This window comes from Xanthomonas sp. MLO165, assembly GCF_018831305.1.
GTDB classification, from domain to species: Bacteria; Pseudomonadota; Gammaproteobacteria; order Xanthomonadales; family Xanthomonadaceae; genus Xanthomonas; species Xanthomonas arboricola.
The window spans coordinates 1,239,335-1,255,389 of record NZ_CP029263.1; the positions used below are offsets into that span (position 1 = coordinate 1,239,335).

Below are 16,055 nucleotides of genomic sequence, written 5' to 3' on the forward strand. Positions count from 1 at the left end.
TGCGGCGGCGATGTTGCCGTTATAGTCAGCGTTCGTTTGCACGCAAGGACGTCTGCATGCCGCTCGATACATCCCTGCGCCGACTCACGCCGCATGTCGTCTGGTTGTTGGTGCTGCTGGTCGCGCTGCAGGTGCGTGATGTGGCCAAGGCCCTTGGTTTTCCAATCCCGAAAATTCCGGTGCCTTACGGCGGTGGGATTCTCGACAATCTGCTCAGCGTAGTGGTCGTGCTCGTCGCAGCGGCGTTGCTGCGTCCTGGCATGCCAGACGAGCTCGCGGCGCGTCTGGGGTTGCGTTGGAACGGCTTACGCGGCCCGGCGCTGACGTTGCTGGCCACACTGCCGTGTTGGCTGGGGCTGTGGGCGCAGTCCAGCTCGGTCGGTACCGACGATCTGCTTGGCCTGCTCTGGTTGGCGCTGCTGTTTCCGCTAGCGGAAGAAATCGTGTTTCGCGGTTTCGGTTTCGTCTTTGCCTGCCGTGCGCTGGCCTGGCGTCCGGCAATCGCCGCGCTGGTGCAGGCGGTTGTGTTTGGCGGTGTGCATTGGCTCGGGGCCGGCGGTGGAGGTGGCGAGGCGTTGTTGATCTTCGCCATTACCGGTATCGGTGCGCTGCTGTTTGCCATCGTGGACGCGCAGGATGGCTACACGATCTGGAGCGGCTGGGTGTTGCATGTCTCGCTCAACGCGGCCTGGACGGTCTTTGCGGTCTCCGATTCGGCCGCCAGCGGCTGGCTCGGCATTGCGTTGCGCCTGTCTGCGGTATTCCTGGCGATGGGGTTGCTGCGGCTGTTTGTAAGGCCGCGTCGCTCGCCGCACGTGGACGTGGTGGGCTAGCGCACCAGTCGTCGCGCAAGCAGGAGCGTGCAGTCACGTTGATCGCTCAACGCCGCAGCTTGCCGCGCGCGATGGTGGCCGAAATGCGTTTTGCCCTGCATCCTTGGCAGGATGGATGAGCAGCAGCACGCGCAGGCAAGGATCGACCAGACGCAGGAACGCGTCGCTGGCAAGGAGGGTGTTGCCCGGCGTGGCCGGCGCTGGTTGACGGGGCTACGCTGGAGCGCCGTGGCCCTGTTGTCTGCGGTGTTGCTGCTGGACCTGGCCTTCCCACTGCCACTGCCCAGATCACGGGACACCTCCACGCTGGTGGTGGCACGCGATGGCACGCCGCTGCGCGCGTTCGCCGACCGCAACGGGGTGTGGCGTTATCCGGCCAGCCCGCAGAGTGTGTCGCCGCTGTATCTGCAGGCGCTGCTCAATTACGAGGACCGCTGGTTCTGGCGCCATCCCGGGGTCAATCCGTGGGGCCTGCTGCGTGCCGGCGGGCAATGGATCGGGCAGGGGCGCATCGTCTCCGGCGGTTCGACGCTGACCATGCAGGTGGCGCGCATCCTCGACCCGCATACGCGCACGCCGTGGGGCAAGGCCAAGCAGCTGCTGCGCGCGCTGCAGCTGGAAGCGCACCTGAGCAAGCGCGAGATTCTGACGCTGTATCTGGAGCGCGCGCCCTATGGCGGCACCATCGAAGGCGTGGAAGCGGCCAGCTGGGCGTACCTGGGCAAGCCAGCCAAGGCCTTGTCGCAGGCCGAAGCTGCGTTGCTGGCGGTGTTGCCGCAATCGCCCAGCCGCCTGCGCCCGGATCGCCATCCCGAGGCCGCGCAACGTGCGCGCGACAAGGTGCTCGATCGCATGGTGGAGCTGGGCGTGTGGTCGCGCGCGCAGGTGGACGATGCGCGGATCGAGCCGGTGGTGACGCGCTCGCTCAAACCGCCGTTGCATGCGGCGCTGCTCGCGCAGCGGTTGCACAGCGCGCAACCGCGCGCGCCACGCATCGTGACCACGCTGGATGTGGAGCTGCAGCGCACCCTGGAAGAACGCGTCACGACATACTTTTCGCAGCTGCCCGAGCGCACCTCCGCGGCATTGCTGGTGGTGGACAACGCCACCATGGAAGCGCGCGCATACGTGGGCTCGGCCAGCTTCGGCGATCGCAAGCGGCTGGGGCATGTGGACATGGTGCAGGCCTGGCGCTCGCCCGGTTCCACGCTCAAACCGTTCCTGTATGGCATGGCGTTGGACGATGGGTTGATCCACTCCGAAAGCCTGTTGGTGGATGCGCCGCAGAGTTTTGGCAGCTACCGGCCCGGCAATTTCGATGCGGCCTTCAATGGGCCGGTGAGCGCGGCGACGGCGTTGCGGTTGTCGCTGAACGTGCCGGCGGTGGACCTGCTCGACCGGATCGGCCCGGCGCGGTTTGCTGCGCGGCTGTCCAATGCCGGGATCGAGCTGCGCTTTGCGCACGGCAGCGTGCCCAATCTGGCGTTGATCCTGGGTGGCACAGGCGCGCAATTGCAGGAACTGGTCGGCGCATTTGCGGCACTCAATCGCGGCGGCATCGCCGGGCGCGTGCGCTATACGCCGGACGATCCGCGCATCGAACGCCGGCTGATGTCGCCGGGCGCGGCCTGGATCGTGCGCGAGATCCTGCAAAGCAATCCGCGCCCCGGGTACGGCAGCGGCACCTTCGACACCGCCACGCGCCCGGGCGTGGCCTGGAAGACCGGCACCAGCTACGGCTACCGCGATGCCTGGGCGATCGGCGGCACGCGCCGTTACACGGTCGGGGTGTGGGTGGGGCGTCCGGACGGTACGCCGCTGCCGGGCCAGTACGGCGCCGTCACCGCACTGCCGCTGATGTTCGAAGTCATCGATGCCTTGCCGCGCAGCGCCGGCGATAGCGCGCCGGTGCCGATGCCAGCCACCGTGCAGGCGCTGGATATCTGCTGGCCGCTCGGCGGCGCCGCCGATCAGACACCACCGGCACAATGCGCACGCCGCGCCGACGCCTACGTGCTCGATGGCGCAGTGCCGCCCACCTTTGCCGAGCGCGACGCACGGCTATGGCAAAGCGGGCAGCTGCATTTCGATGTGGATGCGCGCAGTGGCCAGCGGCTGTCGCAGGAGTGCAGCCAGGCGCATGAACGCGTGCCGCATGCACTGGCGCGCTGGCCGGCATTGGTCTCACCCTGGCTCAGCACCGCCGAGCGCAATGCTGCGCAACTGCCGCCACTTGCGGCGGACTGTCTGCCGGATGGGCGCATGACCGGTGGCGGCGTGCTGCGTATCGACGGGCTGAGCGATCGCGCCACGCTGGCGCGTGCCAACGCCACCTCGCGTCCGGTGCGCCTGCAACTGCGTGCCCTGGGCAGCGACGCGCGCATCGACTGGCTGCTGGATGGCCGCTGGATCGCACAGACCAACGGACGCCAGGGATTTCAGCGCGAATTTGCCGAGGTCGGCACGCATACGCTCACCGCAATGGCCAGCGATGGTGCCTGGACGCAGCTGCGCTTTCGCGTATTGCGCTGACCGCGCACGTGCTGCGCCCGACCAGTGCAAACACCCGTAGGAGCGCACCTGGGCGCGATGGGGCGTTATCGGGAATGCCACGTCGCGGCCGGGTGCGCTCCTACGGCAGCAGGCAACCACACACCATCCTGCGGCATAGAAAACAGACAGGGCGCTCGAGGCGCCCTGTCTGCTTAAATCATCGAGTCGATTTCAACTTTCAACTTCAGTGTGAATGTCGATGCCGATCATCGATCACAACACATCGCTCCGTTGCAAGACTCAGCTCACTCGCCGATCCAGCCTTCCAGCAGGTCGGCGAACTCGTCGGCATGCTCTTCTTCCTGGGCCAGGATGTCTTCCAGGATGCGCTTGGTGGTGGTGTCCTTGTCGCCGATGAAATCGATCATCTCGCGGTAGCTATCGATGGCGATGCGCTCGGCGATCAGGTTTTCCTTGACCATGTCGCGCAGGTCGCTGCCTTCCTTGTATTCGGCATGCGAGCGCTTGGTCAGCGTGTCCGGGTTGAGGTCCGGTTCGCCGCCCAGCTGCACGATGCGCTCGGCGAGCCTGTGCGCGTGCGCCTGTTCCTGCTGCGCATGCTCCAGGAACTCGCCCTTGACCGCGTCGGCAAGCATGCCCTTGGCCATGAAATAGTGGCGGTAATACCGCAGGGTGCACACGTATTCGGTGGCCAGTGCGGTGTTGAGCAGCTCGATCACCGCCTCGCGGTCGGCGTGGTAGCTCTCGGTGATGGCACCGTCTTCGATGCTCTGGCGTGCGCGGCTGCGCAAGGTGGCGGTATCGGTGATGCCGTCGGGGAGTTGCTTGGCTGGCTGGTTAGACATGGCTGGCCGGTTTCCTTCTGAGTGGTTGGGGGGAATCAATGCATCAATCGGGCAGGTGCTGCAGTACGTAATCGGCGGCGGACACCTTGAATTCGCCGGGTTCTTCGACGAACAAGGCCTTGACCACGGCGTCGTCGGCATACAGTGCGTAGCGGCGCGAGCGCAGGCCCATGCCCGAGCCGCTGGCGTCGATCTCCAGGCCCAGTGCGCGGGCCAGTTCGGCGTTGCCGTCGGGCAGCAGGTGCAGGCCGTCGGGGATCAGCTGGCTGCGGCCCCAGGCCTGCATCACGAACGGGTCGTTGACCGCGGTGCACAGCACCTCGATGCCGCGTTTGCGGAATGCGTCGAAGTGCTCCACATAGCCCGGCAGGTGCTTGGCCGAGCAGGTCGGGGTAAAGGCGCCCGGCACTGCGAACAGCAGCACCTTGCGGCCGGCGAACAGGCTGTGGGTATCGACCGCCTCGATGCCCTCGCGCAGGCGCTTGAGCACGACTTCGGGAATGCGGTCACCAACGTGGATGGTCATGGGGCGGGCTCCTGCGGCTGAACGAAGTCTAGAAAGGGGCGAGGGAAAAGCGCGTCAACGCGCTTGAAATCCGCAGCGGCACGCCTATCTGACGCACATGGCCGGCGCAACGGCGCACGCCGCGGCAGCCGGCCCCTCACCCAACCTTTTGGAGGCTCGCAATGAACATCGTTCGTTATCCCCAGTGGCCCACCCATGCGCTGCAAAACGAGATCAAGCACGTGTTCGACCGTTTCTTCGAGCAGAACGGCGACACCGACGAATCGGCGGTGGTGACCGCGCAGTGGGTGCCGCGCGTGGACATCAAGGAAGAGGCCAACCACTTCGTGCTGTATGCCGACCTACCGGGCATCGACCCCGGCCAGATCGAGGTGCAGATGGACAAGGGCATCCTGTCGATCAAGGGCGAGCGCAAGGGCGAGTCCAGCACCGAGACCGAGCGCTTCTCGCGCATCGAGCGCCGCTACGGCAGCTTCCACCGCCGCTTCGCGCTGCCCGACAGTGCCGACCCCGACGGCATCACCGCGACCGGGCACAACGGTGTGCTGGAAATCCGCATCCCCAAGCGCCCGGCGGCCACCCCGCGCCGCATCCAGGTCGGTAACGGCCAGGACCCGGCCGGCAATACGGTGCAGTAAGGCAGCAAAACCTGGAGCGGAGCGGCATGCTTCGCTTCCCGGCGGCAACCGCACCGTAGAATAGGTGCGGTTGCCCGCCCGGCTGCGATATGACTGGCTCGTGGCCTCGGCTGCGGGCCGTTTTTTTCAGAGGTGATTAGATGGAATTCAAGGATTACTACGCAACGCTGGGCGTGGAGCCCAGCGCGGGCGATGCGGAGATCAAGACCGCCTACCGCCGGCTGGCGCGCAAGTACCACCCCGACGTCAGCAAGGAGGCCGGCGCCGAAGACAAGTTCAAGGCGATCAACGAAGCCTACGAGGCGCTGCGCGACCCGGCCAAGCGCAAGGCCTACGACCAGCTCAAGGCGCAGGGCTTCCGCCCGGGCGACGAGTTCCAGGCCCCGCCCAGCTACGGCGGTGGGCAGGGCTACGACTACGAGGAAGTGTTCGGCAACGGCGGCGCCGGTGGCGGCTTCAGCGATTTCTTCGAAAGCCTGTTCGCCGGCCAGCGCGGCGGCCGTCCGCGTGGTCCGGGCGCCGGCCCTGGTGCAGGCGCGGGTCCGCAGGCGCGCGGCGACACCCGCGCCAAGCTGGCAGTGCCGTTGGAAGCGGTGTATGCGGGCGACAGCGTGCGCATCACCATCAACGGCAAGCAGCTGGATGTGCGCGTGCCCAAGGGCGTGCAGCCTGGTCAGGTGATCCGCCTGAGCGGGCAGGGCAATGGCGGCGGCAACCTGCTGCTGGAGATCGAATACGCCGCGCACCCGCAGTTCGAAGTGGACGGGCGCAACATCCTGTACACCCTGCAGGTCATGCCCTGGCAGGCGGCACTGGGTACCACCATCAGCGTGCCGACCCTGGGCGGGTCGGTGGAGTTGAAGGTGCCGGCCGACTCGGACGCCGGGCGCAAGCTGCGCCTGCGCGGCCGCGGCCTGCCAGGCACCACGCCGGGCGACCAGATCGTGGAGCTGGAAATCCTGGCCCCGGCCCCCACCGACGATGCGCAGAAAAAGGCCTACCGCAACCTGGCCAAGGCGTTCGGCGAATCGGTGTAGGCCGCGCGGGGTCGACGCGGGGATGAGGTGAGGGTTCGGCAGGCAGGTGGTGTGCCAGTGAACGTCGATCTGCGGCGTTGAATCGCCGCCGTCCCCTCATCCGGCGCTTTGCGCCACCTTCTCCCGGTGGGAGAAGGGAGCAGCCGACATTTTCGAGGGAGGGATCGCGGTGGGGGGCGGCGGACGAGCGGTGCACCGTCAGCGTCGATCTGCGGCATTGGATCTCTGCCGTCCCCTCATCCGGCGCTTTGCGCCACCTTCTCCCGATGGGAGAAGGGAGCAATCGCCTTTCCTGTGGTGAGGGATCAGGGGAAGGCAGCATGCACGCGATGCAACGGTGAACGACCTTCTGCAACGTTGTTGAATCCAGTTGCCCCCTGTGCAACGTAGTACGCGTTGACCAGGGCAACCGCAACGCGCCACCGGATCGCACGTCGCAACAGCATCGCCGGGCGCACCGCCTGGCCCAGCTACCGAAAGCGCGGCCGGCGCACTACACTCGCCGCGCACACTAGGGGAAACACATGGCACGCATTCTGATCGTCGACGACTCGCCGTCGCAGCTGCTGGGGATTCAGCGCATCGTCGAGAAGCTGGGGCACGAAACCATCACCGCAACCGATGGTGCCGCCGGCGTGGAAGCGGCCAAGTCCTCGTTGCCGGATCTGGTGCTGATGGATGTGGTGATGCCCAACCTCAACGGCTTCCAGGCCACGCGCACGCTCAAGCGCGAGCCGACCACTCAGCACATCCCGGTGATCCTGGTGACCACCAAGGACCAGGACACCGATCGCATGTGGGGCATGCGCCAGGGCGCACGCGCCTACATCACCAAGCCGTTTTCCGAAGACGAGTTGCTGGAAGTGATGGAGCGCGTGTTCAACCAGAAAGACGAACCGCCGACCGTCTAAGCGCGTCGACGAGGTGCGACCGGGGCGCAGGTTCGCTCCGCAGTGCGACAAGCCGGCGCTGACAGCGGCTGGCGCGATCGACGAAGGCATGCGCATGGGGCCGCGTTCGACCGCGTCGGGCAGTGCCACTCGCCACCCGGGGCTGATGCCACCACCAACTGCGCGACCTTGCCATCTGCACGTGGGTGCTCTCTGGCCAACGGTTGCATTCCGCCCGATCGCCCGCGGGCGGCAGGTTGCTTGCATGCAGGTCCGGTCGTGTTGCTTGCCAGGCCACGCGCGTCTGATGCATGTCGGCCTCCAGGCGCGGCACTACGGCGCGACATGCGCAAGGCGGCCCGACGGCGAGCGCGCTTCCGGCGCACGCGCATCAACAACTGACTGGCAGCGCATCCGTTGCGCAGCCTGGCCGTGGTCCTGCTTGATCCAGCTTCGCCCGGGGTGGAATCGCTAGACCGGCAGGCGCCGCGCGCCCGCGCGCATCACGCGGTCACCGGCAGCAACGCGCATCGAAGGCCGCTCGCCTCCGGCCTTGCCTGCTCCCAACGCCAAGGTCATCACATGCGCGCCTTTCCGGCCCCCGGGACCGCGTCGACACGCGCCTGGACCGGACCGGGCCCTGCCGTCGCCCGATGCGTCGCCGCCCGATCCACCCCAGCGGCTAAACCGGGATGCGTCAATCGGGGCCTTTCAAAACGGTCGGTCTGCCCCATCTAGTAGAATCATCGAATCACACAACACGGCGGCACTGCGGGACTGGCCCGCACAGCCCCTCGATCATGGAGCGTGCATGGCCTGGAACACACCCGGCAACAAGGGCGGAGACGGCCCGGACCCCAACCGTCGCAGGTCCTGGGGCCCGCGCGGTGGTGGCAACGGTGGTGGCTGGGGCAATCTGCCCGCCCCGTTGAAGGAGCTGTTCGATGGCGGCGTGGGGCGCTGGATTCTGGTCGCGGTGGTGCTGATGGTGCTGTTCTCCAGCTTCCAGCTCATCGGCGAGCAGCAGCGTGGCGTGGTGCTGCGCTTCGGCCAGTTCTCGCGCATCCTGCAGCCCGGCCCGAACTTCAAGCTGCCCTGGCCCGTCGAGTCGGTGCGCAAGGTCAACGCCACCGAGATCAAGACCTTCAGCAACCAGGTGCCGGTGCTGACCCGCGACGAGAACATCGTCAACGTCTCGCTCAACGTGCAGTACCAGATCAGCGACCCGCGCAAGTACCTGTTCGGTTCGCGCAATGCTGACCTGGTGCTGGAGCAGGCCGCGCAAAGCGCCGTGCGTGAGCAGGTGGGTCGTTCCGACCTCAATACCGTGCTCAACAATCGCGGCCCGCTGGCCATCGCCTCCAAGGACCGCCTGCAGGCGGCACTGGATGCCTACAACACGGGTCTGTCCGTCACCGGTGTGACCCTGCCGGACGCGCGTCCGCCGGAAGAAGTGAAGCCGGCCTTCGACGAGGTCAACGGCGCCCAGCAGGTGCGCGAGCGCCTGATCAACGAGGCCCAGGCCTACGCCGCCAAGGTGGTGCCCGAGGCACGCGGCCAGGGTGCGCGCACCCGGACCGGCGCCGAAGGCTACAAGCAGGCGGTGATCTCCAAGGCCGAGGGCGACGCCGATCGCTTCACGCTGTTGCAGGAGCAGTACGCCAACGCCCCCGAGGTCACGCGCAAGCGCCTGTGGCTGGAAACCGTGCAGAAGGTGCTGTCGGAGAACCGCAAGGTGATCGGCAGCGATGGCCGCCAGGTCATCTATGTGCCGCTGCCGGCCGACGCCAGCAAGTCCGCCAGCAACAGCGGCACTGCGGGCAACGGCAGCATGCCGTCGATGGTGCCGCAGGATGTGCTGTTGAATCCGCCGCAAACCAGTGGTGGCAGCGAGGGCATCCGCAATCCGGAGCGCGGCCCGCGCCCGACCGGCCGTGAGGGAACCGAATAATGAAGAATTCGCTAGTCATCGGCCTGATCGTCGCCGTGTTGCTGACCCTGATGGGCTCGGTGTTCGTGGTGCGCGAGGACCAGACCGCCATGGTGCTCAACCTGGGCCGCGTGGTGCGAGCCGACCTCAAGCCCGGCCTGCACTTCAAGATCCCGGTGGTGGAGTCGGTGCGCGTGTTCGATCGCCGCTTCCAGGTGCTGGACACCGCCCCGGCCCGCTACTTCACCGCCGAGCAGAAAGACGTCAGCGTGGACTTCTTCGCCATCGGCTATATCTCCGATGTGCGGGCGTTCTATCGCGCCACCGGTGGTGAGGAGTCAGTCGCCAATTCGCGCCTGGCCCCGATCATCACCGATTCGCTGCGTAACCAGATCAACTCGCGCACCCTGCAGCAGCTGGTCTCCGGCGACCGCAGCGAGTTGATCGCCAACCAGCTCAAGGGCATCAACGGCGCGATCAAGGGCCTGGGCATGCAGATCACCGACCTGCGCATCAAGCAGATCGACCTGCCGACCGACAGCCAGGTGATCACCGACGTCTACGAGCGCATGCGCGCCCAGCGCAAGCAGGAAGCCAGCAAGCTGCGCGCCGAAGGCGAGGAGCAGGCCCTGACCATCCGCGCCCAGGCCGACCGCGAGTCCACCGTGATCGTGGCCGACGCCGAGCGCGATGCGCAGAAGCTGCGCGGCGAAGGGGATGCCGACGCCGCCCGCATCTACGGCCAGGCCGGTGCCAAGGATCCGTCGTTCTACGCGTTCTATCGCAGCCTGGAGGCGTACCGCGGCTCCATGACCGACGGCAACGGCGTGGTGGTGCTGGACAAGAACGACCCGTTCCTGCAGTACCTCAAGAGCGATCGTTGATCGCTCTGCGCTGAATCGACAACGCCCGCGGAATGCGGGCGTTGTCGTATGTGCCTCTCGCTGCCGCGCCCCACCGTAGGAGCGCACCCGGGCGCGACGGGCATGCCCGGTAAGGCGATCGCGCCCAGGTGCGCTCCTACGCAGGGCGCGCGTCGGCCAATGGATCGGGCGCATGGCGCTTCGTGCACTGTGATGCTGATGGGTATGTCGGAAATCCGCGGCTGCCTGGAGCGTCTCTCCCGTCGTGTTGACCAGACTCGGCCCGGTAGGAGCGCACCCGGGCGCGACGGGCCTTACCGGCGGACCCCGCTGATTGCCGTTGATAGTCAGTCGCCATATGGATTCCCCCTAGCGCAGAACGCGGCAACCGCCGATATCCAGCGTGGTCCAAGGCCGCCAGCATCGCGCCATGGCCAACACCAACTCTCCAGGGCATCGCGCGCTGCGCTGCGGCAGGCAGTCTTCGCCTAACAGCGTTTACCTGCTGACCACCACGACATGGCAGCGTCGTGCCGTGTTCGCAGATTTTCTGCTTGCAGCAACCGCCTGCCGGGCATTCACCGCAGCAACGCCTTGCGATGCCAGGCTGCTGGCCTGGGTGTTGATGCCGGATCATGCACATTGGCTGTTGCAGCTGGGGAGCGTCACCGCGTTGGCCGACGCCGTGTCCCGGATGAAAGCGTGCGCAGCGCGTTCGGTGAACGATCAGCGGCAGCATCACGCACCGGTCTGGAGCCGCAGCTACCACGACCACGCGTTGCGCAAAGACGACGACCTGCACGCAGCCGCGCGTTACCTCATCGCCAATCCGCTCCGGGCCGGGCTGGTCACCCACGTCGGTGATTATCCGTTCTGGGACGCAATCTGGCTCTGAGCGTCGAGCCGCCAGCAGGCCTAGTGCATGCCCACCGTTTGCCGCGCGCCGCCGCGTAGGAGCGCACCTGGGCGCGACCGGCTTTATCGGGAATGCCTGTCGCGCCCGGGTGCGCTCCTACGGGGTGGGTTTGTCGGGGGTTGCCTGTCGTGGATCGGGCGATGGTGCTTTGGGCGGTCTGCAGGTTTGACTAGGCTCGCCACGTTGCCGCGTAGGAGCGCACCTGGGCGCGACCGGCGTTACCGGGAATGCCTGTCGCGCCCGGGTGCGCTCCTACGCGGGGCGCGTGGAGGGTGCTGACGCGGCACACTGCAGTTCCCCACGTCCTGGTGTTGCTGATGCATGAATTTCTGTCCGCGTTATGCCTGATCGCCGTCATCGAAGGCCTGCTGCTGTTTGCCGCGCCCACCGCCTGGAAGCGCATGGTCGAGCAACTGTTCAGTCTGCCCACCGCGCAACTGCGTGCGATTGGTGGTGTGACGCTGGTGCTGGGCGCGATTGCACTGTGGATCGTGCGTCACTGAGTGGGTGGTCCATTCCGACCGCAACGGGCAGCGTAGGAGCGCACCTGGGCGCGACGGCTTTACCGGCAATGCCGGTCGCGCCCTGGTGCGCTCCTACGAGCCATTGGGATTGTCGCGACGGGATCTCCCGGGCTAGGGGCCGGCAGCGCTCGGAGCACCGCGCAACCGACGGCCAGCCGCAATCTGACCCGCCCCCGATCCGCCGTCCGCCAGGGGTAGTGCACGTCACCGGAAACCCGGATAATGCACAAAAGCCGGCCGGGCACGCTCACACAGGGCACCTCGTTCGGCTTTTTCCGTGTCAGGGCTTCACGCGCCGCTGCAACGCTCCCCGATGGAGCCGCGCGCCAGGCGGCGCCGCCAGCCGTGAACCGGTCCCATCCCGCGGCCCCGATGGCCGCAGCAAAACTCAGGAGTTCACCCGTCATGGGTCAGTCAGTTGTCGTGCTCGGTGCCCAGTGGGGCGATGAAGGCAAAGGCAAGATCGTCGATCTGCTTACCGAAGAGATCGGTGCGGTGGTCCGCTTCCAGGGTGGCCACAATGCCGGCCACACGCTCGTCATCAACGGCAAGAAGACCGTCTTGCATCTGATTCCGTCCGGCATCCTGCGCGACGACGCGCTGTGCCTGATCGGCAATGGCGTGGTGATCTCCCCGGCCGCGCTGATCAAGGAAATCAGCGAGCTGGAAGGTGCCGGCGTGGAAGTGCGCTCGCGCTTGAAGATCTCCCCGGCCGCGCCGTTGATCATGCCGTACCACATCGCCCTGGATCAGGCGCGCGAGAAGGCCGCCGGCGGCAAGGCCATCGGCACCACCGGCCGCGGTATCGGCCCGGCGTACGAAGACAAGGTCGCCCGCCGCGGTATCCGCATCGCCGACCTGCATTACCCGCCGCAGCTGGAAGAGCTGCTGCGCACCGCGCTGGATTACCACAACTTCGTGCTGACCAAGTACCTGGGCGTGGAAGCGGTGGACTTCCAGAAGACCTTCGACGAAGCGCTGGCCTTCGGCGACTACGTGCAGCCGATGAAGTCGGACGTGGCCGGCATCCTGCACGATCTGCGCAAGCAGGGTAAGCGCGTGCTGTTCGAAGGCGCACAGGGCGCGTTGCTGGACATCGACCACGGCACCTATCCGTACGTCACCAGCTCCAACACCACCGTCGGCGGCGCACTGGCCGGCACCGGCGTGGGCGCCGATGCGATCGACTACGTGCTGGGCATCGCCAAGGCCTATGCCACGCGCGTGGGCGGCGGCCCGTTCCCGACCGAGCTGGACGACGAAGTGGGCCAGGGCATCCGCGACCGCGGTGCCGAGTACGGTGCTTCCACCGGCCGCCCGCGCCGCTGCGGCTGGATGGACATCGTCGCGCTCAAGCGTGCGGTGGCCATCAACGGCATCTCCGGGCTGTGCATCACCAAGCTCGACGTGCTCGACGGCATGGAAAAGCTCAAGGTCTGCATCGCCTACGAATACCGCGGCAAGCGTACCGAATACGCCCCGCTGGACGCGCAGGGCTGGGAAGAGTGCACCCCGGTGTACCTGGAGTTCCCGGGCTGGACCGAAAACACCCACGGCATCACCGAGTGGGACAAGCTGCCGGTGGCCGCGCGTGCCTACCTGCGCGCGCTGGAAGAACTGGCCGGCTGCCCGATCTCGATCGTCTCCACCGGCCCGGATCGTGACCACACGATGGTGCTGCAGGATCCGTTCGCCTGATCGGCTGACGCCAGACGCGGCATCGTCCAACGGCCCGGCTTGTCCGGGCCGTTGGCATTTGAGGATTGCTGAGATTTGCCATGACTTCCGGCGGTGCCTGCGCGCACTGTTCCGGCGGATCATCCGCGGCCTGGCGCCGCTTGCCTGCCCACTTCGCCCATATCGAGAATTTCCCATGCGTCTTCCCCTGGTGACCGCCATCGCACTGGCCCTGGTCGGTACAAGTCCGGCTGCCTGCGTGCTCGCCGCCGCGCCCGCACCGCCGAGCGCCGCCGCCTCGTCCATCACCACCCAGTTGCCGCGCACGGCCAAGCCCACGCATTACGCGGTGGAGATCACGCCGCACGCGGACAAGATGACATTCGACGGCAAGGTGGCCATCGATATCAGCGTGCTGCAGGCCACCGACCGCATCGTGTTGCAGGCGGCCAACCTGAGCTTGGCGCGCGGCACGCTCACGCAAAAAGGCGGCAAGCCGCAAGCTGCCAAGGTCAGCACCGATGCCGAGGCGCAGACCGCCACGTTCGCGTTCGACAAGCCGCTGGCAGTGGGCGAGTACGTGCTGTCCATCGACTACAGCGGCGTGATCAACACGCAGGCCAACGGCTTGTTCGCGCTGGATTACACCACCGCGCAAGGTGCGCGCCGCGCGTTGTTCACCCAGTTCGAAAACTCCGATGCGCGCCGCTTCATTCCCTCCTGGGACGAGCCCAACTTCAAGGCCACCTTCGACCTGGCGATCAATGCGCCGGCCGGGCAGATGGCGGTGAGCAACATGCCGGTGGCCTCGTCCAAGCCGGGCGCAAACGGGCGCACCCGCATCGCGTTCCAGACCTCGCCCAAGATGTCCACATACCTGCTGTTCGTCAGCGTGGGCGATTTCGAGCGTGCCACCGTCACCGCCGACAACGGCACCGAGATCGGCGTGATCGCGCAGAAGGGCAAGGTGGACCAGGCGCAGTTCGCGCTGGAATCCGGCCGCGACGTGCTGCACGAATACAACGCCTACTTCGGCATCCCGTACCCGCTGCCCAAGCTGGACAACATCGCCGCGCCCGGGCGCAGCCAGTTCTTCAGCGCCATGGAAAACTGGGGCGCGATCTTCACCTTCGAATACTCGTTGTTGCTGGATCCGGCGGTGGCCAACATCGACACCAAGCAAGGCGTGTTCACCGTCGCCGCGCATGAGATTGCGCACCAGTGGTTCGGCAACCTGGTGACCATGGCGTGGTGGGACGACCTGTGGCTCAACGAAGGCTTCGCCAACTGGATGGAGGCGCGCACCACGGCAAAACTGCATCCGGAATGGGATATCGACAAGACCGGCCCGGCGCTGAAGAGCCGCGCGGCGATGCGGCGCGATGCGTATGCGACCACCCACCCGGTGGTGCAGCACGTGGCCACCGTGGAGCAGGCCAGCCAGGCCTTCGACGCCATCACCTACCAGAAGGGCGAGGCGGTGATTGCCATGCTGGAAGACTACGTCGGCTCCGATCGCTGGCGCACCGGTGTGCGCAGCTACATCAAGCAACATCAGTACGGCAACGCGGTGACCGACCAGTTGTGGCAGCAGATCGACGCGGTGGCCCCGGGCAAGCAATTCACCCAGGTGGCGCACGACTTCACGCTGCAGCCGGGCGTGCCGTTGATCAAGGCCAGTAGCCGCTGCGTCGGCGGCCAGACCGCGGTGACGCTGGAGCAGGGCGAGTTCACGCTGGACCGCCCCGACAAGCAGCCGTTGCGCTGGCATGTGCCGGTGGTCCTGCGCAGCGGCAATGGCGCGCCGGTGCGCGTGCTGGTAGATGGCACCGCGCAGGTGCAGGTGCCCGGCTGCGACGCACCGGTGGTGGTCAATGCCGGGCAAAAGGGCTACTTCCGCACCTGGTATGCGCCCGCGCAGTTCAAGGCGCTGACCACCAGGTTTGCCGCGCTACCGGTGGTGGACCAGGTGGGCGTGTTGAACGACACCAACGCACTGGCCGGTGCCGGCGTGCAGGCGCAGGCCGACGTGCTGAATCTCACCGCCCAGGTGGCGGCAGGCGCATCGCCTGATGTCTGGGACATGGTGGCCAGCATCTACGACGATGTGGATGGCAGCTTCGAGCGCGACCCGGCTGCGCGCGCCACGTGGCGTGCCTATGCCGTACCGCGGCTGTCGGCCGAATTCGCAACGCTGGGTTGGGACAAGCGCGATGGCGATTCGGCGCAGATCCAGCAGTTGCGTACCCGCCTGATCGCCACCCTCAGCGACATGGGCGATGCCGCCGTGATCGCCGAGGCACGCCGGCGCTTTGCCGCCTTCCAGGCCAACCCCGCCTCGCTGTCGCCGGAGCTGCGCGACAGCGTGTTGGGCGCGGTTGCGCACAATGCCGATGCAGCCACCTGGGACGCCTTGCATGCCTTGGCCAGGCAGGAAACCTCGTCGATGGTGCGCGACACCTATTACGACTTCCTCTCCATGCCCAACGACGAGGTGCTGGCCAGGCGCGCGCTGGAACTGGCGTTGACAGCCGAGCCGGGCGCCACCACCGGTGCGAGCATGATCGACCGGGTCGCTTCCCGGCACCCGGAGCTTGCCTTCGACTTCGCGGTGGCGCATCGCACGCAGGTGGACACCCTGGTGGATTCCACCTCGCGCGCCCGCTACTACCCCGGCCTGGGCATGGACTCGGCCGAGCTTGCCACCGCCGACCGGATCAAGGCCTATGCCGAGCAGTACATCGCACCCACCTCGCGGCAGGCCGCAGACAATGCCGTCAACACGATCCAGACGCGGGTGAAGCTGCGGGCGGCATCGCTGCCGCAGATCAAGGCATGGTTGAAGGCGCGCAAGCGCTGAGC

13 protein-coding genes are annotated in these 16,055 nt (G+C 66.8%); 11 read left to right on the forward strand and 2 right to left on the reverse strand.

Annotated elements, in window-relative coordinates:
- Positions 1–56: 56 nt before the first annotated feature.
- Both DGN21_RS05425 and pbpC read left to right on the forward strand, forming a co-directional pair.
- A complete protein-coding gene (locus DGN21_RS05425) occupies positions 57–833 on the forward strand; it encodes a CPBP family glutamic-type intramembrane protease (protein WP_215825140.1) in 777 nt (258 codons plus the stop codon).
- A gap of 111 nt (positions 834–944) precedes the next feature.
- Complete coding sequence (gene pbpC, locus DGN21_RS05430; protein WP_252374690.1) at positions 945–3,365, forward strand: penicillin-binding protein 1C; 2,421 nt, start codon at positions 945–947, stop codon at positions 3,363–3,365.
- A gap of 266 nt (positions 3,366–3,631) precedes the next feature.
- Here the strand turns inward: pbpC and DGN21_RS05435 are convergent, their stop codons facing one another.
- Together DGN21_RS05435 and DGN21_RS05440 are read right to left on the reverse strand one after the other, a co-directional pair.
- Positions 3,632–4,192: a ferritin-like domain-containing protein gene (locus DGN21_RS05435; protein ID WP_024938597.1), complete on the reverse strand. Its 561-nt coding sequence runs from the start codon at positions 4,190–4,192 to the stop codon at positions 3,632–3,634.
- A 43-nt stretch (positions 4,193–4,235) separates the two neighbouring features.
- Positions 4,236–4,718 carry a peroxiredoxin gene (locus DGN21_RS05440; protein WP_016903926.1) on the reverse strand — a complete coding sequence of 161 codons (483 nt, stop codon included), beginning with the start codon at positions 4,716–4,718 and terminating at the stop codon, positions 4,236–4,238.
- A gap of 161 nt (positions 4,719–4,879) precedes the next feature.
- On the opposite strand from DGN21_RS05440, the gene DGN21_RS05445 reads away from it, so the two are divergent.
- The 9 genes from DGN21_RS05445 (at position 4,880) to DGN21_RS05485 (ending at position 16,053) form a co-directional block, all read left to right on the forward strand.
- Entirely contained in the window at positions 4,880–5,356 is a 477-nt protein-coding gene (locus tag DGN21_RS05445; protein WP_016903925.1) for an Hsp20/alpha crystallin family protein, read from the forward strand.
- Between the two features lie 140 nt (positions 5,357–5,496).
- Positions 5,497–6,393, forward strand: a complete 897-nt coding sequence (locus DGN21_RS05450) for a DnaJ C-terminal domain-containing protein (RefSeq protein WP_054590856.1) — start codon at positions 5,497–5,499, stop codon at positions 6,391–6,393.
- A 524-nt stretch (positions 6,394–6,917) separates the two neighbouring features.
- The gene (pilH, locus tag DGN21_RS05455; RefSeq protein ID WP_024938599.1) at positions 6,918–7,304 is read left to right on the forward strand and encodes a twitching motility response regulator PilH; all 387 of its coding nucleotides are present in this window, start codon (positions 6,918–6,920) and stop codon (positions 7,302–7,304) included.
- Positions 7,305–8,094: 790 nt separating this feature from the next.
- Positions 8,095–9,234 (forward strand): FtsH protease activity modulator HflK, encoded by a 1,140-nt coding sequence (gene hflK, locus DGN21_RS05460; RefSeq protein WP_024938600.1) that lies wholly within the window; start codon positions 8,095–8,097, stop codon positions 9,232–9,234.
- On the forward strand, positions 9,234–10,097 hold the full coding sequence (locus DGN21_RS05465; RefSeq protein ID WP_039523939.1) for a protease modulator HflC: 864 nt from the start codon (positions 9,234–9,236) through the stop codon (positions 10,095–10,097). Before hflK ends, DGN21_RS05465 begins: the two co-directional genes overlap by 1 nt.
- A gap of 409 nt (positions 10,098–10,506) precedes the next feature.
- Positions 10,507–10,971, forward strand: coding sequence for a transposase (locus DGN21_RS05470; protein WP_184578361.1), 465 nt, complete (start codon positions 10,507–10,509; stop codon positions 10,969–10,971).
- 338 nt (positions 10,972–11,309) lie between these two features.
- Positions 11,310–11,495, forward strand: coding sequence for a DUF2065 family protein (locus DGN21_RS05475; protein ID WP_065046715.1), 186 nt, complete (start codon positions 11,310–11,312; stop codon positions 11,493–11,495).
- Between the two features lie 426 nt (positions 11,496–11,921).
- Complete coding sequence (locus tag DGN21_RS05480; RefSeq protein ID WP_024938603.1) at positions 11,922–13,214, forward strand: adenylosuccinate synthase; 1,293 nt, start codon at positions 11,922–11,924, stop codon at positions 13,212–13,214.
- A 175-nt stretch (positions 13,215–13,389) separates the two neighbouring features.
- On the forward strand, positions 13,390–16,053 hold the full coding sequence (locus DGN21_RS05485; RefSeq protein WP_126965154.1) for a M1 family metallopeptidase: 2,664 nt from the start codon (positions 13,390–13,392) through the stop codon (positions 16,051–16,053).
- Positions 16,054–16,055: the final 2 nt, after the last annotated feature.